The 25,405-nt window shown below is 35.4% G+C and carries 20 protein-coding genes; 4 read left to right on the top strand and 16 right to left on the bottom strand.

Going from position 1 to position 25,405, the window contains the following annotated elements:
• The first annotated feature begins 66 nt into the window (after positions 1–66).
• Entirely contained in the window at positions 67–978 is a 912-nt protein-coding gene (locus KF816_11235; GenBank protein ID MBX3008582.1) for a hypothetical protein, read from the top strand.
• Here the strand turns inward: KF816_11235 and rsgA are convergent.
• From rsgA to cysS, 5 genes are all read right to left on the bottom strand, one after another.
• Complete coding sequence (gene rsgA, locus KF816_11240; GenBank protein MBX3008583.1) at positions 953–1,933, bottom strand: ribosome small subunit-dependent GTPase A; 981 nt, start codon at positions 1,931–1,933, stop codon at positions 953–955. The two genes, KF816_11235 and rsgA, sit on opposite strands and share 26 nt — an antisense overlap.
• Before the next feature lie 43 nt (positions 1,934–1,976).
• Positions 1,977–3,428, bottom strand: coding sequence for an outer membrane protein transport protein (locus KF816_11245; GenBank protein ID MBX3008584.1), 1,452 nt, complete (start codon positions 3,426–3,428; stop codon positions 1,977–1,979).
• Positions 3,429–3,466: 38 nt separating this feature from the next.
• Entirely contained in the window at positions 3,467–4,414 is a 948-nt protein-coding gene (locus KF816_11250; GenBank protein ID MBX3008585.1) for a hypothetical protein, read from the bottom strand.
• A 135-nt stretch (positions 4,415–4,549) separates the two neighbouring features.
• Positions 4,550–5,323 carry a hypothetical protein gene (locus KF816_11255; protein ID MBX3008586.1) on the bottom strand — a complete coding sequence of 258 codons (774 nt, stop codon included), beginning with the start codon at positions 5,321–5,323 and terminating at the stop codon, positions 4,550–4,552.
• Positions 5,324–5,337: 14 nt separating this feature from the next.
• Positions 5,338–6,753, bottom strand: coding sequence for a cysteine--tRNA ligase (gene cysS / locus KF816_11260; protein MBX3008587.1), 1,416 nt, complete (start codon positions 6,751–6,753; stop codon positions 5,338–5,340).
• Positions 6,754–6,973: 220 nt separating this feature from the next.
• On the opposite strand from cysS, the gene KF816_11265 reads away from it, so the two are divergent.
• On the top strand, positions 6,974–8,989 hold the full coding sequence (locus KF816_11265) for a T9SS type A sorting domain-containing protein (GenBank protein MBX3008588.1): 2,016 nt from the start codon (positions 6,974–6,976) through the stop codon (positions 8,987–8,989).
• A gap of 86 nt (positions 8,990–9,075) precedes the next feature.
• Here the strand turns inward: KF816_11265 and KF816_11270 are convergent, their stop codons facing one another.
• From KF816_11270 to KF816_11310, 9 genes are all read right to left on the bottom strand, one after another.
• Complete coding sequence (locus KF816_11270; protein ID MBX3008589.1) at positions 9,076–10,053, bottom strand: RluA family pseudouridine synthase; 978 nt, start codon at positions 10,051–10,053, stop codon at positions 9,076–9,078.
• Complete coding sequence (gene lspA, locus KF816_11275; GenBank protein ID MBX3008590.1) at positions 10,022–10,726, bottom strand: signal peptidase II; 705 nt, start codon at positions 10,724–10,726, stop codon at positions 10,022–10,024. The genes KF816_11270 and lspA overlap by 32 nt, the downstream gene beginning before the upstream one ends.
• 18 nt (positions 10,727–10,744) lie before the next feature.
• Positions 10,745–11,437 carry a conjugal transfer protein TraR gene (locus KF816_11280; GenBank protein MBX3008591.1) on the bottom strand — a complete coding sequence of 231 codons (693 nt, stop codon included), beginning with the start codon at positions 11,435–11,437 and terminating at the stop codon, positions 10,745–10,747.
• Between the two features lie 24 nt (positions 11,438–11,461).
• Positions 11,462–14,650: an isoleucine--tRNA ligase gene (gene ileS, locus KF816_11285; protein MBX3008592.1), complete on the bottom strand. Its 3,189-nt coding sequence runs from the start codon at positions 14,648–14,650 to the stop codon at positions 11,462–11,464.
• Positions 14,651–14,682: 32 nt separating this feature from the next.
• Positions 14,683–15,300 (bottom strand): hypothetical protein, encoded by a 618-nt coding sequence (locus KF816_11290; GenBank protein ID MBX3008593.1) that lies wholly within the window; start codon positions 15,298–15,300, stop codon positions 14,683–14,685.
• Entirely contained in the window at positions 15,297–16,118 is an 822-nt protein-coding gene (locus tag KF816_11295; protein ID MBX3008594.1) for a purine-nucleoside phosphorylase, read from the bottom strand. The genes KF816_11290 and KF816_11295 overlap by 4 nt, the downstream gene beginning before the upstream one ends.
• Positions 16,115–16,663 (bottom strand): DivIVA domain-containing protein, encoded by a 549-nt coding sequence (locus tag KF816_11300; GenBank protein ID MBX3008595.1) that lies wholly within the window; start codon positions 16,661–16,663, stop codon positions 16,115–16,117. Before KF816_11300 ends, KF816_11295 begins: the two co-directional genes overlap by 4 nt.
• Before the next feature lie 12 nt (positions 16,664–16,675).
• On the bottom strand, positions 16,676–17,356 hold the full coding sequence (locus KF816_11305) for a YggS family pyridoxal phosphate-dependent enzyme (GenBank protein ID MBX3008596.1): 681 nt from the start codon (positions 17,354–17,356) through the stop codon (positions 16,676–16,678).
• Between the two features lie 131 nt (positions 17,357–17,487).
• Positions 17,488–21,051 carry a vitamin B12-dependent ribonucleotide reductase gene (locus KF816_11310; GenBank protein MBX3008597.1) on the bottom strand — a complete coding sequence of 1,188 codons (3,564 nt, stop codon included), beginning with the start codon at positions 21,049–21,051 and terminating at the stop codon, positions 17,488–17,490.
• Between the two features lie 279 nt (positions 21,052–21,330).
• On the opposite strand from KF816_11310, the gene malQ reads away from it, so the two are divergent.
• Positions 21,331–22,866 carry a 4-alpha-glucanotransferase gene (gene malQ / locus KF816_11315; protein ID MBX3008598.1) on the top strand — a complete coding sequence of 512 codons (1,536 nt, stop codon included), beginning with the start codon at positions 21,331–21,333 and terminating at the stop codon, positions 22,864–22,866.
• Between the two features lie 147 nt (positions 22,867–23,013).
• On the opposite strand, the gene KF816_11320 is transcribed toward malQ, so the two are convergent.
• Together KF816_11320 and tcmP are read right to left on the bottom strand one after the other, a co-directional pair.
• Positions 23,014–23,745, bottom strand: coding sequence for a phage Gp37/Gp68 family protein (locus KF816_11320; GenBank protein MBX3008599.1), 732 nt, complete (start codon positions 23,743–23,745; stop codon positions 23,014–23,016).
• A gap of 11 nt (positions 23,746–23,756) precedes the next feature.
• On the bottom strand, positions 23,757–24,869 hold the full coding sequence (tcmP, locus tag KF816_11325; protein ID MBX3008600.1) for a three-Cys-motif partner protein TcmP: 1,113 nt from the start codon (positions 24,867–24,869) through the stop codon (positions 23,757–23,759).
• A 194-nt stretch (positions 24,870–25,063) separates the two neighbouring features.
• Here tcmP and KF816_11330 point away from each other — a divergent pair, with 194 nt between their 5' ends.
• Positions 25,064–25,402 (top strand): hypothetical protein, encoded by a 339-nt coding sequence (locus KF816_11330; GenBank protein ID MBX3008601.1) that lies wholly within the window; start codon positions 25,064–25,066, stop codon positions 25,400–25,402.
• Positions 25,403–25,405 lie beyond the last annotated feature (3 nt).

Raw genomic sequence — 25,405 nt, forward strand, 5'->3', positions numbered from 1 at the left:
CAATCATATAGATACAAGGTCAAAGATTGCCGGCCAAAGTTGAATTAATTATCTTTGCATCGTTTAATGAAAAAATTTGATTTAGCCATATCGTTTATTTGGGAATTTGACCAAGAGTTTATACAGATTTTAGAGAAAATTTTTCACAAAAATAATTTAAGTACCTACATAATTAGTGAACATAATCTCGATGAAACTGTCTATCTCCTACGGAACAAATTAATCCACTTCAATACCTATCTCGATAGAGCTTCGGATGAAAATCCGAGATTTCTTCAATTAACTAAAATATTGCGCAGAAAAAATTGTTGGTTAATTAATGATCCTAAAATTGTTACCAAAGTTGTTAATAAAGCTTTCATGCATAAAAAGTTGATTAAGAAAAGGTTTACACTCCCTAAAACAATTATACTTCCCGCATTCGATCATGATTATGGCAAACAAATTACTTATCAGCAAATACAAAAAATTGGAATCCCTTTTGTTATTAAACCTGCTATCTTTTCCGGCGGTGCACAAGGTGTAATAACTGACGGCAAAACTATTTCTCAAATTCAATCCGAAAGAGAGAGCAGTCCAACAGAGCCCTATTTAATTCAACAAAAAATTGAGCCAAAAAAAATCATGAATAAAAGAGCATGGTTTCGAATTTTCTGGTTTTTTGACCATGCATCTCCGGTGATGTGGGATGACCAGTCTTTACTTTACAGAAAGATTAAAGAAAAAGAACTCGCTAGTGAAAACCTTCACAATCTTTTCAAGATTTCAAAAAGACTAGCCCGAATAACTAATCTTGATTATTTTTCGAGCGAGGTTGCACTTACCGGGAATCATCATTTTTATTTAATTGATTATGTGAATGACCAGTGTGATTTCAGATTAAAATCGATTCACAAGGATGGAGTTCCCGATATTATAGTAAAGGAGTTTATTATATCGATGATGAATAAAATTAAAAGTTCATATCCTCTTCGATAGTTTGAAGAATTGCCAGATAACTTTCATACCTTTCAATTGCTATTTCTCCATTTTGTACAGCTTCAACAATAGCGCAGCCCGGTTCATGATTATGAGTACATGTATTAAATTTACAGTTATTAATGTATTCAGAGAATTCTTTAAAGTAGTGCCCCAAATCCTCTTCTCTTATTCCATAAGGATCAATCTCTCTAATGCCGGGAGTATCGATTACAAATGTATTTTCATCTATTGGAAGGACTACACTTGTTACTGTTGTATGTATTCCTTTTGATGTTGAGTAACTTATATCCCCCGTTCGAAGTGATAAATGAGGATAAAGAATATTTAACAGTGATGATTTGCCTACTCCCGATTGCCCCCAAATTAAACTTGTTTTATTATTCAATAATTCTTTAAGGGATTCAATTCCTTCTCCATTTACCTTGCTCGTGAATATTAATTTATAACCAATTTCTTTATAAATATCTGCCAATTCAATTATATCTTCGGCTAAACCGAGATCTATTTTGTTGATTACTATTGCTACATCTAGATTGGAGCTTTCACCGGTTACAATTAATCGGTCGATCACCTTTGGGTTGAATTTAGGATTTTTAACGCTTGAAGTAACAACCAATAAATCTAAGTTGGAGGCAATAATTTGTTCTAATCTTTCTCCGCGTGTACTAGCCCCTTTAATTTTTGGAGCTTTTCTTGAAACATGATTTTTTCTCGGGTAAATTTCTTCGATTACACCGGTACCATCCTTGTTGAATTCAAATTCAACATAATCACCCACAGCAGCTAAATCAACTTTATAAAGTTTATCTTTTTTTAAAGCAAATTCTTTCTGAAATCTACCACGAAGAGAGCATCTTATTAGACTGTCAACTGCATCGGAAACATAATAATCTTTGCTCTCAATTTTATAAATTCTACCTTTAATGCATCCTCCTTTAAAATAAAAAAGCACCTCAAAGATAAGGTGCTTTTAAAAATGATTCAATTATACTAACCTAAAAGAGATATTTAAGGGAAGCGGTAAAATAATTTTTCGCCAAGCTCTGAAACGTTCTTGAAAGATTAGAGCTGTAATTATCTCCCACATCTTTCCACCACCCGTAAGCATAAGCAGCATCAACTTCAATAGAGTTGTTTAATTTATGACCGACACCTATCGTAATTATTTTTTTTGCAAACTCAGAACCGTCATCTATGTAGGCCGAAGGCAAATACATGCCTCCAATGCGCAAAGCTGTTTTTGTACCGGGCATTTTATATTCTAACCCGGCATATAAATTAACTACACTTTCTAAATTGTCCTCGATACCCTCATTTTTACTGTTCAAATTGGAATTGTTAAAGCCCTCCGTAAATTCAATTTTTGCGTGATCGATTAATTGCACATCAGCATTTATTGTAAAATTTTCAAAAGATGAACTTGCGCCTGCTCGAAATTCGTAAGGAAGTCTAATTTTATACTTCACACGATTTTCAATTGGTTCTTGATAAAAAGTGGCGCCCGTTCCAAATTTACTTTCTGCATTAACATTATAATCTTCTGTTATTAAATAGGTTTGAGGCAATTTTACTGTTAATCCCACATTCAGATTTGGGTTCATTTTTGCCAATAATCCAAATTTCCATTCCTTACTATCAATATCCCATTTAATCAAATCATTAAAATAAAATGATTGAAAATCGGCAGATCTCGGTTCAAGTGGATCAAGCACGAGAGTTGATCCATAGATATTTTGCGTATCCTCTTCCCAATAATTTCGGTTTCTCTCAAAACTTCCTCTAATAATATTAAGATTTCCACCAAAGAAAAGGTCGGGAGCTATTTCAATTCCGAAACCCATTGTCCATCCAGTTAACTCACCCGACTGTTTAATATTACCCCGCTGATTTAATTTACCGTTAATTTTTGTTTCGTCATATAAATAATCATTACCATTATAAACCGGATAACTTAGTACAAGATTAAATGCGATATCATCATTGAAGCTAGTTAGATCTTGAATCATAGAATTGGAATTAGGGTTAAATGCCTCAAAGTTCATTCTCTTTGAATAATCAGCTAATTTTGTATAGCCAAAATTAATTGCAAAACTTCCTCTTCTTGTATTAAAAGGAAGAACTATACCAATTTGGTTAATATCAGTTCTATTATCGGAGACCTTATTAGTGCTGTTAAAGAATTCAATATCGTTTCCCAATTGATCATAATTTAGTGAGAATGTCATTTCCGATTTCTTCACTAATGCGAATCCAGCTGGGTTAAAAAGCGCGCCATTAAACCCATTGCTCATAGCAGTAAAGGCATTCCCGGTACCGAGCGATTTTGCATTTGTAATAATCTGAGTTTCCGATAGTCTGTAAGCGTCATTATAATTTTGAGCGGTCAATTTATTTACACTCGTAATTGAGAACAAACAAACCATCATTATAATTATTAATTTTTTCATAACTCACCCAGTTTCATTAATTAAAAATGATTTTGAAATTATCTTCCTCTGCCACCACTATCTCTTGAACTTCCACTCGAACCGGAACTAGAACTTCCGGAGGAACTGGAGCCGCTGCTAGAAGAACTGCCAGAACTTGATCGGCCACTGCTGGAACTTGATGATGCTGGTGGATTGTAACTCGGCGAACTGCTGCTTCGAGGAGTTGAGTAAGATCCTCTTTCTCTGCTTCCACTATTGCTCGAATTACCACTTGAGCGTTCGGGATCACTTCGTCTTCCTTGAGGACTTCTGTAAGTAGGATTACTACTGCTTGGTCTTCTCACTCTTGTGTCTTTATTTTCTGCAGTAGTTCCCTTATTAACCTTCGTATTATTACTACCACTTCTACCAACTTTAGTATTACTCAAGTCAACTTCATCTCTGCCACTGTTTCGATCTCTAACCGAACCACTTGGCCTATTTGTTCCGCCACTTACTCTCGCATTTCTATCTCTGAGTAGAGAACCTCGATCACCTGAATTAGTTCTTAATTTTGTGATTTTATCACTAGGAGTATATAGTGGCGCATTATAACCGGGGATGTAGTTATTGCCCCCATAATACCACCAATAATCACGCGGATAATTATATAAACTGTAGTAATAATAAGTGTCCCATCCGTATGACCAAGGGTAATATCTGTAAAAATATGGTGAGTAATAATCGCGATAATAGTTTGACCAGCCATAATTAAATGAGAGACTAGGATAGTATCCTAAGTAGAAACGCCTTGCAGATGAGTTATAGCTTGAATAATCATCATAATACTGGTCGTAATATTCTTCATTAGTGCTATCCTCATAAGCATATTGATCCTCATCATATTCATTCTCATAATCTTCGGCGTATTCATCTTCGTAGTATTTGCCTATTTCAAATTGTGTATAGCAGCCACCGAGGGCAAATAACGAAATTATTACAAGATACTTTAATTGGTTTTTCATGATCTCACCTTTGAGGTTCTGTTTTCTAATTCAAAATTTATACCATCATATTACATAAAATAAAGGCAAATCGGGTAGGATTTGTAATTCGTGTGCAGATTTATGAACAGTAACAGTATACTTTTATATACAATATTAGAATAATCCCTTAATATATTCGACGAATACACCTCTATCCGCCACATTGCTAATCGCTTTTCTATTTTTCAGCATATCCCGAAAATTCAATCCTACCGTCACTCCATCTTGTAAAGAGAAGCGCAATCCAAAATTCATATATCCATTACCTTTACCAAAAGAATTTCCGGTATTATCATTAACCGCAAAATCATACTCTCCAATAAAAGATAAATTTGATCCAATAGTTTTCTCAAAACCAACTTGAATATTTAGATCCTTATCGGCATCATCCCTTTCAAGGGAATAATTTAATGCTCCGTGAACGCTAAAATAACCCAGCAGATCAAAATTTTTAGAAGCGGAAATGAAGAATCCTGGTGATTTAATCTCGAACCGGGACAAAACATCGTCGTACAAACCCTTCCCTTGTGAATCAAATCCGAAGGTAATTGCAGGGAGCATCATCTCTTCGTTAATTATTCTTGCACGTATATTAATTCCGGGCCATTTATACCACTCCATTTTTCCGGTACCAATAATATTGCCGCCTCCATAAGAAATTCCAAAGCTAACACCATCTAAAACACCAACCTCAATTTTTGGAATCATTACCCCGTAAGGCATTAATTCCATTGATATAGAGGAAAATCCTTTTTGTAATATTCCGGCTGAGGGCATATCAATTAAATATCTGTATTCAAATTTGGCATTTGAACCGCTGGAACCTTGTGAAAAAACATTTATTACCGCGGTAAAAGTCATTAGAGTTATTAATAATATTTTTTTCATTTATTCCCTACTTGTTATTTCCTCTGATATGTTGTGCCCGTTTTAGCATCCTGCAAAATAATTCCAAGATTTAATAATTCATTTCGAATATGATCCGAAGCGGCGTAGTTTTTTTCTTTTTTATAATTCTCACGCAAAGTAATTAATAGTTTTATTAAATCATCTTCGAGATTTGAGTCTTTCTCTTTTTCATCTAGTTGATCGAAGTGAATTATCCCAAAGACTTCCTGAGCGGTTTTAGTAAGGAATGATTTTACATCATCAAGAAATGCTCTGTTTTTTTTACCTTCTAATGATAATATTTTATTTACATCTCTAATAAAATCAAATATAACCGCAACAGCTTGCGAAGTATTAAAATCATCTTCCATCGCTTTTTCAAAGTCGAAGTAGTAACCGCTGATATTAAAATTCTCGGGATAGTTTACTTCGTTACCTTCTTCGGAATAGGCATTTATTATTCGTTGGGCAAGATTCTCTATTTTCTCAAAACCTTTTTGAGCGGATTGAAGTAGTTCTTCGCTAAAATTTAGGGGTCCTCTATAATAAGTTTGAAGAAAAAACAATCGAATTGATTCAGCTGAAAATTTTTTAAGTATTTCTCGCGTAGTAAAAAAGTTGCCGAGTGATTTCGACATTTTTTCATTTTGAATATTTAGAAATCCGAAATGAATCCAATACTTCACAAATTTGTTGTGAGAAACGGCTTCACTCTGCGCGATCTCATTTTCGTGATGCGGGAATATTAAATCATTTCCTCCGGCGTGAATATCTATACTTTGCCCAAGATGTTTGCAACTCATTGCCGAACATTCAATATGCCAGCCAGGTCTCCCTTTTCCCCAAGGACTATCCCAGCTCGGCTCCCCCTCTTTGGCTTTTTTCCAGAGTACAAAATCCAAGGGATTCCTTTTCTGCTCATTAATCTCAACTCTAGAACCGCTTTCCAGCTCTTCCAGATTTTTTCCACTTAACTTACCATAATCGGAAAATTTTTTTACATCATAATAAACATTTCCATCAATTTGATATGCGATATCCTTGCTTTCAAGAGTCAAAATTAGATCGATCATTTCAGTAATGTGCTCGGTAGCTTTTGGGTAAAATGAAGCTTCACTTACCTTTAATTTTTTCAAATCGTCGAAAAATGCCGATATGTAAAAATTAGAGACCAAATTAAAATCTTTATTCTCCTCTATTGATTTTTTTATGATTTTATCATCAATATCGGTCAAATTCATAACAAATTTGACATTATAACCTTTATAGGAGAGATATCTTCTAATTATATCCGCCATTATAAAAGAGCGGCCGTTCCCGATGTGGAAATAATCATAAACTGTAGGTCCGCACATATACATTGTTACATTAGGCGGATCGAGAGGTACAAATTCCTCTTTTTGACGCGAGTATGTATTATAAATAAGCATATATTTTCAAATTATTAATTAAAAATATACAAATAGAGCCCCCCTAATTCAACTAAAGTTTTCCCTGGAATTATCGATAATAGGACAAAAGAAGATTTATTAATTTTAGACTTTGACATCTTAGTTTATCTTTTTATATTTCTCTCACAAAAAAAGATAAACATGACTTAAATCTTTTTTACTTATTTATAATCTAATTTCTAATAATCGGAGGAATCTTATGTTCCGAAAATTTACAACTCTATTTTTACTCCTCGTCCTCACAATCAGTATTAGTGGACAGACAATGAAGGTTACCCCCTTTACTGTGAGTCCAAGAAAAGTTGCAGAAAAAACAACTGACATTTACAGCACGGCTTACAATGGACTTGCAAATGTTGGCGTTGGCACAACTACCTACCTAAAAGTACAATTGATAGGTAAAAGATTAAATGCCCCAACTTACACTGCAACAAACAGACCTCCAGGATCTGTTGCGGCGAATTTATTTGGCAAATCAACCGACGGAATCGATACATCAACTACAATCATAACATTTACTCCAGATAGACCAGGTAAATATGAGATTGAAGCTCGTGATGGCGCTTCTGTTGGTTATGTTACAATTAACGCTGCCAATTATATTGGTGTTAACACTAAAGTAAATAATGTTAATTGCAACACTTGCCATTCTACACTAGTTAATAAGTGGGAAAAAACAGCTCACGCCACTTCATTCCAAAAAGCTGTTGATGGAATATCCACAACAACATTTAGAGCAATGTGCGTACCTTGCCACACTACAGGCAACAATGCTGCTGAGTTAGCAAAAAATAATGGTTTCGACGATTTCCCATTCACATTCCCTACAACAATGACAGCTGGTACTTATAATAAGCTTGTTACAGATTTTCCAGACGCTATGAAATTAGCTAACGTTCAGTGCGAAGCTTGTCACGGCCCTGCAAGTGGACACATGGGAGATACAAGAGACCAAAGAATTTCTGTTGATTTTGATTCGGGTACATGCGCAATTTGTCATGATAGTGGCACTCACCACGTTTATCCTTATCAATGGGATCAATCAAGACACGCAATAGCAACAAATTATGCTACTGGTCCAGGTAGAGAATCATGCGTTAGATGTCATACTGCAAAAGGTTTTGCTCAGTTTGTAGATAAAGTACCAACAAATGATCCTTATTTTGATGCTTCTTATCAACCAATTTCCTGCGCCGCTTGTCATGATCCTCACGATGCAACAAATGCACATCAATTAAGAACGATGTCGGTAAAATTAGCTAACGGTGAAGAGATTAAAGATGGCGGCAGAGGATTGCTATGTATGAATTGCCACCAAAGTCGCGCAGTTGCAAATGATGCATATGTTGCGCCTAAAACTTCTTATGCCCGTTTCGGTACCCACTATTCTGATCCTGCTGATGTTATCAATGGCAAAAATTTATACTTGTTTGATAAAACATATGGATTCTCAGATCATATCACTTCAGCAAAAGATGGGTGCGTTACCTGCCATATGGCTGAAGGTGAAGTTGATGCTGGCGGAACTATTCAAACTGTTGGTAAACATACTTTTAGCATGACTACTCCAGGTGGAAAATCAAACATGAAATCTTGCGCACCTTGCCATGGCTATTCATTAGGTGCATCTTTCGCTGAAGTAAAATATTTCCCTAAAGGAAATGGCGATATTGATATGGATGGCGTAGTTGAAGGATTACAAGATGAAGTTTATGGTTTAATGAAAGCTATTGCTAAAAAATTACCGGTTAAGAATTTGGACGATTGGGCTCATGAAGATCCAACCTCAACCTGGACTAAGACACAACTGATGGTTTTCTATAACATGAAAGCAATTTATTATGATGGAAGTCTTGGTATTCACAACCCAGCGTTTATAGTTGACTTATTGAATGAATGCTACCGTCAAGTTGGTGGTGTTGTTTCTGTTGATGAAAACTTAGAAATTCCATCTACTTATGAAGTATTCTCAAATTATCCAAATCCATTTAACCCAACAACAAACGTTAAATTCTCACTACCAAAAGTATCTCAAGTAAAAGTAACTATTTATGATGCTCTTGGAAAAGAAGTTGCAACTTTGGTTAATAACGAACTTGCTGCCGGCACACACACTATTCAGTGGAATGCTAGCGGAATGGCTTCAGGTATTTATCTTTATAAAGTTGAAGCTGGTAATTTCGTAAAAGTTAATAAGATGATGTTATTGAAGTAATATTCAGCATTAATGATTTACTTAAAAGACCCGGTATATTACCGGGTCTTTTTTTTTTAATTAATTCACAAGTAAGAAAATCTTGTTTATAATTTTTCTAACAATGAAGTAAAATCATCTGGTAAGTTTGAATCGAAGTAAACTTTTTCCTTTGTGTGGGGATGAATAAACCCCAATGTTTTTGCGTGTAAAGCCTGCCTTGGCATAATCTCTAACAAATTTTCTACCCTGCTTCTAATTTTTGGTAGTTCGAAGCCATATACAATTTTTCTTCCACCATAAACCGGATCTCCAAAAATTGGATGTTTAATATGAAGCATATGAACTCTAATTTGATGAGTCCTACCGGTTTTTAATTTCAATTTGATTAGCGAGGCGAACTCGAACTCCTTAATAACCTCATAAAATGTATGAGCGTATTTGCCTTCAATTTCATGCACAGTAAATATTTTACGATCTTTATTTGATCTTGTAATATTTCCGATAACCTCACCAGTTTTTTTTTTGAATAACCCCCAGCAGACAGCCCAATATTCTCTTTCTATGGTATGGGCAGAAAACTGTTTTGCTAATTGCGCATGTGTCCATTCATCTTTGGCTATTAATAGTAATCCGCTTGTATCTTTATCAATCCTGTGCACAATTCCCGGGCGTGCCGCGTCTTCATTCAACCCGCTAAGTTTTTGCGTATGATGTAGAAGCGCATTAACTAATGTACCGGTGTAATTTCCTAATGAAGGATGCGCAACCATTCCAGGTGGTTTATTAACAATTAACAGATAATTATCTTCATAAATAATATTGAGGGGAATATCTTCTGCCTCGGTTTCTTCGGGTCGGGGTGATGTGGGAATTATAAGTTCAATTACATCATTGGGGTTAATGATATAATTTTGTTTTACAAAAGCACCATTTACTGTAACACAATTAGCTTTAATTAATTTTTGAATTCGGGAGCGTGTGGCATTTTCAACCGAATTTGAAAGAAATATATCAATTCTCTCCTTCTTCTTACCTTCAGGAAGTTCGATCCTAATTCTTTTCTCGGTTACTAATTTCCCCATCGTTTGGATTGTTTAATTGATCGTTTGAATTTGGGGATGTTACTTCCCCTTTAATAGATTCATCATTCTCTGAGTTAGCTGATATTTCCGATCCTGTTAATACTTCAGTTTCTTCCACTGATTCCTTTTCTTCAGTATCACTTCCGTTGTGGAATATTAGCAGCAAAATTACACCTATAGAAACACTCGCGTCGGCAACATTAAATATGGGCCATCTCTCGTATGTTCTGCCAAATAAAGTAAAGTCAAAAAAATCAACATTAAAAAAATCAACTACATAACCATAGAATAACTTTTCATACCCATAAAAAACCCCATAAAACATTCTGTCTATCATGTTACCAATTGCTCCGCCCAGAATCATAGCGAGAGCGAGTCTTACAAAAAATTTTTCATTTCTTGATTTATATAAGTAATAAAATATCCCAACGCTTGCAAATAAGGTAAATAGAGTTAAAAAGAATTTGAGTTGTCCATCAATATCAATCCCAAATGCGATACCCGGGTTTTCAACAAATGTGAGCTTAAAAAAATCGCCGAACACGGGAATACTTGATCCATAATCCATTCCATTCACATGAATATTTAAAAGGGGAAGTGTGCCCCCTTTTACAAAAAATTTTGAAATCTGATCGGCGATAACAATTAGTAATGTAGCGTAAAGTACTCTCAATATTGGGTCCGTTATTAATTATTTCATTTTCTGTTTAACTTGTAAACAGTGCTGTGTATGTGGTACCGCCATTAATCTTTCTTTTGGAATTAAAGGACATGTAGCGCACAGATTTTGCGGCTCATCAATACACTCGATACAAATTCCATAAGTACCATTATCTATTCTCTGAAGCGCGTCGTCCAAATAACCTAAAAATTTATTCTCTCTCTGAGCCCATAAATATAATTTTTCCCTTTCCATCGCGTCGGTGCCCTGCTCTGCCATATGCAAAGAATAAGGGGAGCTTTCATTAACATATTGACCGGTAGTTGGATCCATCATCTGCTCCTTTAAAGTTTGCAGTTGATCAATAATCTCGGTACGTTTTTCCATTATTACTTTTTTAAATTCTTCAAGATCCTTTTTTGAATAACCTTGAATCTTTTTCACTTTTTTAGTTGGAGAAATTACTTCAACATGCACGCCTTTTTTAACCACTTTTACGGGAGCTTTTTTAAGGGGAACCTTTTCGGTAACCTTCACCACTTTTTTCTCTATTTTTTTAATCGGTTTTTTCTCAACTTTTTTAGCTTTCACCTTTACTTCCTTCTTTTTTACAACCTTAACAGTTTTAGCAACTTTTTTTACCGGCTTCTCCTTTTTTGTAGATTTTGGTGAAGATTTGACAGCAGGTTTTTTAACTGATTTTTTATCTGCCTTCTTTGCCATGTTAACCTCCGGTAAAATATTATTTTAAGATTTTGTAATTGATATTGAAAAATCAAACTCGCCAATGCTTAATTTTTGTGTAAAGCCAGATTCATGTGCCTCATTTATTAATGAATCGGCCAACACTTCATTGGAAATATAATCAGAAAATTTGATTATGTAACTAATCATTTTTTCATCTGCGGAATAATATACTTTTATTCTGTCAATCACATCAAAACCGGCATCTTTTCTCATGTTTTGAATTCGATTAACAAACTCACGGGCATAGCCCTCAGCTATTAAATCATCTGTTAACTCGGTATCAATTGCAACAGTAATCCCCTCTTCCGATTCAACAATCCATCCTTCAATTTCATGGCTCAATATTTCAACATCTTCACGGGAAATCGTAACCGCATCCCCATCAACCATTAAATTTAATGAACCGGAAATTTCCAGCTGTTTAATTTCATCTTTATTCAGGTCTTTTATTGAATTAGCCAGAGCTTTAACTAGTTTGCCATATTTGGGGCCAATTGTTTTGAAATTTGCCTTGGCGGATTTATTAACAATCGACGAATCATCCTCGAGTACAATTAATTCTTTGATATTTACTTCCTCTAAAATTACATCCTGCATTTCGCGAAGAGCATCTTTTCTACTTTTCTCGGCGGCTACCATAATTTTTTTAAGAGGCTGGCGGACTTTCAAATTATTTTTTGCTCTTATTGATCGAGTTAAGTAAACTACCCGTTGAGCAGAATCCATCCTTATTTCCAGTTCGTTATCAACATAGCCCGGTTCAGGTAAATCGGAAAGATGCACAGACTCGGCATTTTCTTTTCCTGTAATTTTATTCAGATTCTGATATATCTCTTCAGAAATAAATGGAGTAAATGGTGCGCTCAATTTCGAAATTACCATTAAACATTCGTGAAGTGTTTGATATGCCGAAAGTTTATTCTTATTGATTTCAGATTTCCAGAATCTTCTTCGGCTTCTTCTAACATACCAGTTCGATAGCTGATCAATTGTAAAGTTTGAAATTTGGCGAGCAGCTTTGGTAACATCATAACTTTCCATCAATTGCCGGTACTCAGCAACCAATGAATTTAGTTTTGAAATGATCCAACGGTCAATTTCAGGTCGTTCATTATATGGAATTGGCTCATCACTAAAATTAAACTTATCAATATTCGCATACAGAGCAAAAAAATTATATGTGTTAACAAGAGTTCCAAAATATTTTCTCGTTACTTCAACAATTCCATCTTCATCAAAAAGTGTTGGTTTCCAGGGGGGACTGGTTGTAACAAGATACCAGCGAGTAGCATCTGCGCCATACTTATCGAATAGCTGGAACGGATCAACCGTATTCCCGCGTGATTTCGACATTTTCATTCCATCTTTATCGAGAATCAATTCATTGACAATTAAATTTTTATAGGAAACACTATCAAAGAGCATTGTTCCTATTGCGTGCAGAGTATAGAACCAGCCTCGTGTCTGATCAATTCCCTCACAAATAAAATCGGAAGGATAATTACTTTTAAACAATTCTTGATTTTCGAAAGGGTAATGATATTGAGCGAATGGCATCGCGCCGCTGTCGAACCAAACATCAATCAGTTCGGGAGTACGTTTAAATATTTTGCCATCTTTTTCAAATTTAACATCATCTACAAATGGTTTGTGAAGATCAATTTCATCTGCGGGTAAATCTTTAACAAGTATTCTTTTCCCATTTCTTTCAATAAAACCATTTTTTAATTCTTCAATAGAACCAACACAAAACATATTTCCATCATCGTCAAGCCAAATAGGAAGAGGAGTCCCCCAATATCTATCGCGCGAAAGGGACCAATCTTTATTTTCTTCGAGCCAGTTGCCAAATCTTCCGGCGCCAACTTCAGGCGGGCACCAGTTAATTGTTTTGTTTAATTCAATCATTCGTTTTGCGATATCAGTAGTTCTGATATACCAGCTGTCGCGTGCATAATAAATCAATGGATTATCGCATCGCCAGCAGTGAGGATATGAGTGCAGATAATCATTACCGGCTTGATATATCAACCCGCGTTCTTTGAGATTACGAATAATATCGGGATCAACTCCCTTTTCTTCGTGAGTTTGAAACTGCATTGATTTAACTAATCTTCCGGCAAAATCGGTAACCTGCTCGGTAAATCTTCCACTTTTTGTAACCGGCTGAAGAAATGGTAGATCAAACTTTTTGGAAATTTCATAGTCATCAGCACCGAAAGCAGGAGCAATATGCACAACGCCGGATCCATCTTCTGTACTAACAAAATCTCCCGGCACTATATACCAAGCTTTCTTTTCAACCGGGATATAAGAGAAGAGAGGTTCATATTCCTTATTTAATAATGAGGCTCCCTTCACCTCATCCAAAATTTCATAATCTTCTTTTATAACAGAGAGACGAGCTTTGGCTAAATACATCACACCATGCTTGGAAGAATTAATTTTTACGTAATCAATATCTTCTCCTACAGCTAGCGCAACGTTAGAAATTAACGTCCAGGGAGTAGTTGTCCAAACTAAAATTGAAGCTTCTTCATCTTTGAGTTTAAATTTTACATAAATGTTCGGGTCTTTAACATCAGAATATCCGAGTGCCAGTTCATGAGAAGAAAGAGGAGTTTCGCAATGAGGACACTGAGGAACAATCTTAAATCCTTTATAGATCAATCCTTTTTTATAGTATTCAGATAAAGCCCACCACACGGATTCAATATACTCATTAGTACAGGTTATATATGGATCGTCGAGATTAATCCAGTAGCCCATACGTTCAGTAAGTGTACGCCAACCTTCTTTCATTTCAATGTGATGATAAACCAAATCTTTAGCTTTTTGATTGAATGTGGCAACACCAAATTTTTCAATATCAGATTTTTGAGTGAAGCCAAGTTCCTTCTCAAGGGCAATTTCGATAGGTAGTCCGTGAGTATCCCAGCCTGCTTTTCTATGCACCTGGTAACCAGTCATAGTTTTGTAACGGCACACCAAATCTTTTAAAGTACGCGCCATAACATGGTGTATTCCGGGTCTTCCATTTACTGTAGGAGGACCTTCATAAAAGGTAAAGGGTTTATTATCGGGGCGTAACGAAATACTTTTTTCAAAAATCTTATTCTTATTCCAAAAATCTAAAACTTGTTCTTCAATTTTGGGATAGTTTATTCTTTCATCAAACTGCTTAAACATTTTGTTCTCTTATCTATAAATGAAATTAATATTTATTCTTCTTCTTTTTCGTAACGATCGATTAATTCTTTTTCGACCGAAATAAATTCTTTTAATCTTCTTTCTATCTGTTCTTTTCTGCCAATTAAATCATCAACTTTTTGCTGAGCTTCATAAACAATTTTTTCAGCTTTAATTTTTGCTTCATCAATTTTTAACTGGGATTCCCTTTCAGCTAGGTCTAATAGGTTTTTCAATTCTTCTTGCTTATTAGTTAAATCGACCGAAGAATGCTGAAGAATTATAACTTCCGAAACGGCCATTCCAAAAAGTGCTATAGAGCCGAGAGTTATATTTCTTAAAACGAATGTGACCAAATTTTCGGCTAACAAATCAGCGAGCCCAAAGTATTCACTAAATAAAGAAATCATTATGATTGTGATAAAAGATGCCACAACATTTACTACAAATACAACTTTTCCTCCAGTAGTGTAACCGAGAGTTTTATTAATCAGCCAACCACATGCGAAAGTAAAAACAGAAAGCACAAACCAAACAGCAAAACTTTGAGTTCCGGGTTTAAAAATATCAGTACTCAAAAAGTTTGAGAAAAAAATAATAATTGCCAGAAGAATCGGAGTTACAAATTGTATCCCTTTCTTATCGGTCATAGTCTTTTAATCACTTCTTTTAATATTAACGTCATCTTTGGTTCGGCTTGCATCGCTGTACTTATTATTTCTTCAACGTCAACTTTTTTTAATGAGTCGGGAAAACACTCATCTGTAACAATACTGATTCCCAAAACTCTCATCCCCATATGATTAGCCACTATATTTTCCGGAATAGTTGACATACCAACCACATCTGCTCCAATATTCCGTAAAAATCTATACTCAGCTTTGGTTTCTAAATTTGGACCTGGTACAGCAACATATACTCCCTTTTGTACTTTAATTTTATTCTCTAATGCTACCTCTTCGGCAATTTTCAACAACTCTTCAGAATAAGGTTCGCTCATATCGGGGAATCGGGGACCGAGTTCATCCTCATTTTTACCGATTAGCGGATTATCTCCCAATAAATTAATATGATCAGAAATAAGCATTAAATCTCCTCTCCTATAAAGAGGGTTCATACCGCCGCAAGCGTTGGAAACTATTAGTGTATTGACGCCCAAAAATTTCATCACTCTTATTGGATATGTGATTTGCTGCATTGTATATCCTTCGTAGAAATGAAATCTGCCCTGCATCGCTACAACGCTTTTTGTACCCAACTTCCCGAATATTAATTTACCTTTATGAGATTCAACGGTCGATAAAGGGAAATGAGGCAAGTCGATGTAATCTATTTCATGCTCAATTTCTATCTCTTTTACGAGACCACCTAAACCTGTACCCAGAACAATTCCAACCTCATAATTTTTATCAGTTTTTTTTCTGATAACCGATAAAGTTTCCTGTACCAACTCAATTAAGTTATTCACAATAATTTCTCCAAAATATCATTGACATCAATTTCTTCATTTCCATTAACCGGTACCTCAACTTTTGTTTCCCTTTTTTTGGATGTTGTGATATCTGCATTATGAATATTCATATCCAACAAATTAGCTTGAGCACCAATCATTGCCTTTAATCTAGATACTAATAATTTTTTCTCTTCTCTAAGTTTGAGTACTGAATCTCTTATCGAATTGGCGTTATCTCTTGCTTTATCAAGAATTTGAGCCGCTTTTAATTCAGCTTCCTTCACAATTAACGCTGTTTGTTTTTTTGCTGAATCAACAGCTTTATTGCTCGATTCTGTAGCATTTAAAAGAGCGTTTTGAAGATTTTTCTCAATTCTTTTATATTCTTTTAGTTGATCCTCAACACGGCTTATATCCGATTTTAACAAATCATTTTCATGCTGAAGTCTTTCAAATTCATCTGAAAGTTTTTCCAGAAACGCTTTTACTTCATCTTTATCGTATCCACGAACGGTCTTATTGAACTCTTGGTTTTTTATACCAAATGGTGTGAACTTCATTGCAAAGACCTCTTAATAAATTCTTTCGCCAAAGATTGCTGTTCCTATTCTCAACATTGTTGAACCCTCTTCAATCGCAATATCATAATCACCGGTCATTCCCATCGAGAGTTCACACAATTTAAATCCGGCATTATTTAATTCTTCTTTTAATGAAAATAACTTTTTAAATGATTTCCTAATAAGAGAAGTATCATCAGTATATGGAGCCATCGTCATCAATCCAACAACATCAATATTACTTAATTTTTTACATTCCTCAGCAAGTTTAAAACACTGTTCATCATTAACAATACCATATTTAGAAACTTCATCCGAAGTTTTAATTTCGAACAGTACCTTTTGAACTTTACCAATTTCAACCGCTTTTCTGTTTATATCCTCGGCAATCTTTAACGAATCAACCGAATGAATATACTCTGCGGCTTTTACAACATATTTAACTTTATTTGACTGTAAATGACCAATAAAATGCCAATAGAACTCCCCCTTCATTTTATCTGCTTTATCGCGCAGCTCTTGAGCTTTGTTCTCCCCAAAATTTAAAACCCCTGCTGAAACTGCCTCGCTGATACTTTCAATAGGGTGATTTTTTGAAACCGCGATTAGTCTAATTTCTTCATAATTGCGAGTAACTTCATCACACTTTTTGAGAATAGCATCATTAATTTTTTTTAGATTATCTGTTATCATCATCTAAAATTAAGGGTGAAAATCTATTCCTTTGAGTTATAAAAGTCAATCAAATAACGGGAAGATAAGTATAATTGAAATAAGAAAGGGGCAATAATGCCCCTTCTAATCTTTAAATCATAGAATGATTATTAACTACATCCTGTTGTTGAGCCGCAAGTTGTGCACTTCAAACAGGTGCCGTTTCGTACCATAGTCATACTCTGGCATTCGGGACAGATATCACCTGTGTAACCGGCCTGAATTGCTCTTTGAATATTGCTATGTAATGTAATAGCTCTTCCCTTCTGCTCTGTTTTATCATTCTCTATTCGTTCGATTAATTCGTTCGAGTAGCCGGTTTCATAAGTTTTTTGACTAACAATTTCCTCACTCTCAAAATCGGGTTCAATTACATGGGAGCGATGATCGCTTTTATGTGCAACTTCATCTTCATCAACATGGGCTAAATCATTTCTGCCGAGGTAGCCAACAGCTAATTCCCGGAATATATAATCAATTACTGAAGTAGCCATTTTAATTCTCTTGTGACCGGTTAGAACTCCGCTCGGCTCGAATCTTGTAAACACAAAAGCGTCAACAAATTCTTCGAGGGGTACACCATGCTGTAATCCCAAGGAAATTGAGATAGCAAAACAGTTCAACAAACTTCTAAATGCCGCTCCCTCTTTGTGCATATCAATAAATACTTCGCCAAGCTGTCCATTTTCATACTCACCTGTTCTTATATAAACAGTTTGACCATTAATTTTTACTTTTTGAGTATAGCCACTTCTTCTATCTGGAAGTCTTCGGCGTTTTGCAATGTAGCGGTGGATAATTTTTTCGGCAATTTTGATGATATCGTTATCATCTTTTTTCTCTAATAAATCCTCAACTTCTTCTTCAGTCAGAGTATTAAGAGGTTGGGAGAGTTTGGAGCCGTCACGATAAAGCGCATTGGCTTTAGTTCCTAATTTCCATGATTGCAAATACGCAAATTTAATATCATCGATTGTTGCATTGTTGGGAAGGTTTATAGTTTTTGAAATTGCGCCGCTGATAAACGGTTGTGCCGCTGCCATCATCCAAATATGAGCTTCCGATTTAATGAAGCGTGATCCTTTTTTACCACATTTATTGGCGCAGTCAAATACTGGGTAATGCTCGTGTTTAAGGAATGGTGCGCCTTCAATTGTCATTGTTCCGCATACATAATCGTTGGCCGATGCAATTACTTCTTTTGAAAATCCTAGTTCGCTCAAAAGATCGAATGAAAAATTATTCATCTTTTCTTCTGTAATACCTAGATTATGTTTAAGAAATTTTTCACCGATAGTAAATTTGTTGAATGCAAAACTCAACTCAAAAACTGATGGTAAAATGGCCTCAACTTTATTTAATACCTCATCGGTGAATCCTTTTGCCTTCAACGATTCAAAATTTATATATGGACAGCCATGAAGAGATCCAGACCCTTTTGCATATTTAACGATCTCTTTTACTTGATCATCATTATAACCGAGACGTTTTAAGGCTGGTGGGATAGATTGATTTATAATTTTGAAATATCCGCCGCCGGCTAATTTTTTAAATTTCACTAAAGCGAAGTCGGGCTCAATGCCTGTTGTATCGCAATCCATTACTAAACCTATAGTACCGGTTGGGGCAATCACTGTAACTTGTGCATTTCTGTAACCATATTTTTCGCCCAGTTCTAAAGCCATATCAGAATCTTCTCTTGCGGCTTCCAATAAATCTGATGGACAGTACTCGGGATTAATACCTACCGGGAATATTGACAATCCCTCATATTCTTCTTTCCTAACATTATAAGCGGCTCGCTTATGATTTCTGATTACCCTCAGCATATCATTTTTATTTTCTTTGAATCGAGGAAATGTGCCAAGTTCTTTTGCCATCTCAGCCGATGTAGCGTATGCGCGCATATGCATAATTGAAGTCAACGCTCCGCAAATTGCGATTGCCTCTTTACTATCGTAAGGAATTCCCTGTTGCATTAATAAAGAACCTAAATTTGCGTAACCCAAACCTAAAGTTCTAAATTCATAACTTAGCTGGGCAATTTCTTTTGAAGGGTACTGAGCCATCAGAACACTTATTTCTAGAACCATTGTCCATAGACGGGTTGCGTGACGATAGGCTTCAACATCAAATTTTTCTTTATCTACATCATAAAATTTAACGAGATTTAATGATGCTAAATTACAAGCGGTATCGTCGAGGAACATATATTCGCTACATGGATTTGATGCTTTAATTCTTCCACTCTCCGGACATGTATGCCATTCATTAATTGTGGTATCATATTGGAGTCCCGGATCTGCCGAAGCCCATGCCGCGTAAGCAATATCATCCCACAATTCTTTTGCGGGTAAAGTTTTACAGGCTTTTGGTGCTCTTCCCTCTTTTGCGGCTTTATTTTTTTCTACTCTGAAATATAGATTCCAATTGCTGTCATTAATTACAGCATTCATAAATTCATTTGTAACACGAACGGAATTATTTGAATTCTGGCCGGACACAGTAGTATAAGCTTCTGAATTCCAATCAGTATTATAAACAGGGAACTCTATACTTTTAAAACCAAGTTTGGCAAGTTTAATAACTCGTTCAATATAATTTTCTGAGATGTGTACTTTTCTAGCTTCCAGAACTGCTTTTCTTAATTTAAGATTTGTGCGTTTGTTGAATCTATCATTTTCCGGATGTTCCTCGTAACAAGCTTTCATAATATTATTTAAATGGAAATTGCACAGTTTAGAACCTGCAACAAGCGAAGCTACTTTCTGTTCTTCCACTACTTTCCAATTAATATATTCGGCTATATCAGGATGATCGATATCGAGTGTAACCATTTTTGCCGCACGACGGGTGGTACCTCCCGATTTAATTGCACCGGCAGATCTATCTCCAATTTTGAGGAATGACATCAAGCCGGATGATTTTCCTCCTCCGCTCAATGGTTCATTTGATCCTCTTACATTAGAAAAATTTGATCCTGTACCAGAACCATATTTAAATAGACGGGCTTCTCTAACCCACAAATCCATTATCCCGCCTTCATTAACCAAATCATCGGATACTGATTGAATGAAACATGCGTGTGGTTGCGGATGCGTGTAGGCATCATCCGATGCGGTAAGTACACCCGTTTCAAAATCTACATAATAATGACCTTGCGATGGACCATTAATTCCGTAAGCCCAATTCAAACCTGTGTTAAACCATTGGGGAGAGTTTGGTGCGGCGTATTGATTTGCGAACATATAACATAATTCATCATAAAAAGCTTTTGCATCTTCTTCTGTATCAAAAAACTTAGCTTTATATCCCCAGTATGTCCAAGTGCCGGCTAAACGATGAAATACTTGTCGAGCATCAGTCTCAGAACCATATCTATCTTTTTCAGGTAATTCTTCTAAAGTTTTAGTATCTGCCGCAGATGGCTGTAACCATTTAGGGATATCATTTTCTTTTAACTTTTTTAGAAGTCGTGGCACACCAGCTTTTCTAAAATATTTTTGAGCTATTACATCGGTTGCTACTTGCGACCAGTGGGTTGGAACTAAAACATCCTCCATTTTAAAAACTACTGACCCATCGGGGTTTTTTATTTCTGATGTTCTTTTTGTGAATTCTATTGTTTCGAATGGGTCTTTACCACTAGTTGTAAAATAACGACTGATTTTCATTCAGAGCTCCAATCTCGGATACAGTTTATGTAAAAATTATTTATTTGCCTCGCGGGGAAAACAACTTAACTAAAAAAATATTTTTAAGCAATTACCTGAATGCTTTACAAAGTAATTGTCGGATTGATTAATTAAAGAACCTATAAATATCTTTTTATAACCGTTAAAGTGTATTATTTTTTTTATAAAAATAGTTACTTAATCTAACAGGAAAATATTGTTTTTTTATTTTATTTTTTTAGGAGAGATTTAAATCACAAATTTAAAATAGAGGCACACATGAAAATTCAAAGATCGGCCGGAGTTTTACTCCATCCAACTTCACTACCGGGAAAATTTGGTATTGGAGATTTGGGACCTAACGCGTATAAGTTCATTGATTTCCTCCAATCAGCCGGTCAAAATTTGTGGCAGGTATTCCCACTCGGACCAACAGGATATGGCGATTCTCCATATCAATGCTTCTCTGCATTTGCGGGAAATCCATTGCTAATCAGTCCTGAGTTGCTTCATAGTAACGGTTTCTTAAGCGATGACGATTTAAATGGTTTCCCCGAGTTTAATCCCTACCAAATAGATTTCGGCGCATTAATTCCGGTTAAAAATCAATTGCTGCGAAATGCTTATTCCAACTTTATTGCTCAAGATAATAAAATAGAATTAGTTGCCTCGGATTTTATAAACGCAAATAAATTTTGGCTGGATGATTTCGCCCTTTTTATGGCCGCTAAACAATATCATGGTGGTATATTATGGACTCAATGGGATCAATCAATCGCATTCAGAAAAAATATCGATGAATGGAAAGCTAAGTTAAAAGATGAAATTGATTATCAAATTTTTCTTCAGTTTACTTTTATAAGTCAATGGAATAACCTAAAAAATTATGTTCATTCAAAGGGGATTAAAATTATTGGTGATCTTCCAATATTCATCGCCTATGATAGCGCAGACCTTTGGGCAAATAAAAAATTCTTTACAGTTAATGAAGATGGATCATTAAAATTTGTTGCCGGCGTACCCCCCGATTATTTTAGCGCTACAGGACAGCTCTGGGGAAATCCTCTTTATAAATGGAAAGAAATGGAGAAGGATAATTTTGGGTGGTGGAAAGCAAGAGTGAAACAGTTGCTTCAGTTTGTGGATATTGTTAGAATAGATCATTTCAGAGGATTGGATGCTTATTGGGAAATTGCCGGTAACGCAACCACTGCGATTAATGGCAGATGGGTAAAAGCCCCCGGTGAAAAATTATTTTATGAGTTAAAAAAAGAGTTTGGAGATTTACCAATCATCGCCGAAGATTTGGGAGTGATCACCGATTCTGTTACAGAACTTCGCGAGAAATTTGATTTACCGGGTATTAAAATTTTACAGTTTGGATTAGGCGAAAATGGTGATAGAAAATTTTTACCACACAATCATGTTAAGAATTGCGTTTTGCATACTGGTTCTCATGATAATGAAACTACAAAAGGTTTTTTAGAATCGGAGAGAAGTAAAAATTCCGGTATTTATGAATGGGCTCAAAATTATTTTAATTATTATGGGGATGATCTCACATTTCATTTAATAAAATCGGCATATTCATCTGTAGCCAATATTGTTGTTATTCCTATGCAGGATATATTAAATCTTGGGAATGAAGCACGAATGAATTTTCCGGGGAGATTAGGTGGAAATTGGAATTGGCGTTTTACCTGGGATCAAATTAATAATGGTATTATAGATACATACAAAAATCTATCTATTATATATGAACGCCCGCCAACCAAGATTGATGATCCGGTAATTATTAATATTGAAGAGGAATAATTATTCCCACACAACGTAGAGACGCCATATATGGCGTCTATAACCGCGCACGGATTTTGAGAATTTTTTCCAAGTAGTTTGAGAATTCTGGTGGGAAGTAATTTAATTAACAGTCTGCTTTAAAGTCCGACACTATTAAAGCCCCTTTTACTCGCCACTCAGGTCTATCTTGACATCAGGCATATCATCATAAGTCCGGCCATTTAATATCCTACCTGTCTTTTTCTTATTCGTCCCACCCCACTGTTTAAAGAAAAATTTGGCGCCGGCGGCTGTACATTGAATTTGAATGGATTCAACCCAGGCCCTTTCCATTGGTCTGGGCTTACGGCCACTCTCACCCCCGACAATCACCCAATCAATCCCTTTTAGCGGTAATCTCTTTAGTGGGCCTAATAATGGTTCACATGATAAAAATTTCCTTTTGGCGTGAGTCTTCTGTAAATCTCTTATTCTCTGATAAAAATTATCATTTTCAACGGAAACTCCCATCCAAATATTACTAGTCCAATTTAGTTTCTTATCATGCTTTAGAAGAATATCTGATCTTTTTGTTAATATTTGAAATACATGTTGAGGATTTTCGTTCATGACTTTGAATACTTTTTGAATAAAATCTATCGATATTTCTTTGTGAAATAGATCACTCATAGAATTTACAAAAACTATTTTTTGTTGCTTCCATGAGTAGGGGGTTTCTAATGCATCCTCGTGAAGTGTTAGTTTAAAGCCATTCTTATATTTTTTTTGTCCCATAGCCTTCAACCTTCTGGCCATAACCTCAGCATAACAGAATTTGCACCCGGTCGAAATTTTATTACACCCGGTTGTAGGGTTCCAGGTCAATTCTGTCCACTCTATTTTTGAGTTAGCTGCCATATATTCCTTTCTTAATTTTTATATAATATAGTTTCATCGTTAAGATTTCCCAACGGCTCGATTATCAACTTCTTTTTGGTAATGAGATTCCTTATACATTTATGGAAATCGGAGCGAGTATACTTCATAAAATACTTATAAACAATTTTATTCCATATTTCAATTCTACAAAATTTGGTATTCCCTATTTCCTCCAAAATAATATCCTCTAGGGTTTCAAAGTAAGAATCAAGCATCTGTTCTGGTTTCATTTCGACCTCTCCAAATAGTGTATCACGAACCAAAAAATTCCAAATGTGCTTTTTATAAGCTGTAGCCATTATATCGTTCATCAGGAACTTTGCATCCCTGTGCCGTGAAGCAAAAAATATGCAGTACTTCATCTTACTTCTTTCATCAGTTGCATACACGGGACAATACCCAACATATTTAAAATATTCCTCTAACTTACTTTTATATTCTTCCAATAATTCCTCTATCCGTTCATCCGTGTCGATCGCAGAGTTTAATAAAAAATTCTTCCAATAATCTCCACCAAGCACTTTGCTTAGAGTATTATGTTTACTTTGTATCTCTGGGGTAATACCTTTTTCGGCATACGAGTCTACGCATGATAGGCGAAGTATAGTTGGGACGCTTAAATTAATTATTAATTCTGTGCTAAAACTCTTGGAACGCCTTAAAAACGGCAATATTGATTCATACTCAATTCCAACTACTCCAAATGGATCTAAATAAATAAAAACAACCTCATCAGTTATTTGTTTCGCAAGTTTGATTAAAAAATCATTGGCAGGTAAATTAATCGCATGCACTTTACCAGTATCGGTATACTTTCGTAAATTTTTTGAGAGCTGCTCGTGGTGATCAGGATTTTTATTAATTAGAAAGACTCCATAGTCTTCCGATAAATATTTTTCTGCAGCCTCACATATAATTAATGGCGATCCTTTGGAGCCATCATCAAATAGCCCCGGCCCAGCGAATGAATCTACTAAAATTATTTTCTTATTTAATTTCTTAATTTTTTTTAGATATGGCTCAAGATAATGCTCAATAACATTATCTTTCAACCGAGACCATTCTCGTTTACCATCAAAAAACTCATATTCGAACTCACTCATAATACCCCACTATCATATAGTAATTTAACTTCTTGGGTGTGCAAAAAATCCCCTTTTAGTTTAAAATATGAGGCTTTAATTTGAAATTCAATAGTCAAATAATAATAATCTTCTCATCCAACCAATTTCTTTAATCCAATTTGAGTTTTATGAACAAATTATTATTTTAAAAAAAGCATTTCTATGGGGTAAATATGAAACAACTCCTTTGTATTTTCTTCCTATTCTCATTCACTTCCCTTGTTTCCGCGCAGACGGTTTATATCACAAAAACGGGTTCCAAATATCATTTGGGGCATTGTGGTTCATTATCTCAAAGTTCTATCGAAATTGACTTGAACGATGCGGTAAGTAGAGGATATGGACCTTGTGCAAGGTGCAGACCACCATCAGCTATTTCATCTAAAAGCGAGAGGAAAGTAAGTACTAGTAAACAAAGCGAATCTTCCCAGTGTGCAGCTACAACTAAAAAAGGAACTCGCTGTAAAAGGAAAGCAGCGGCGGGCTCAAGTTATTGTTGGCAGCATAAGTAAAGA

The organism is Melioribacteraceae bacterium (assembly GCA_019638015.1).
Taxonomy (GTDB): Bacteria; Bacteroidota; Ignavibacteria; order Ignavibacteriales; family Melioribacteraceae; genus JAHBUP01.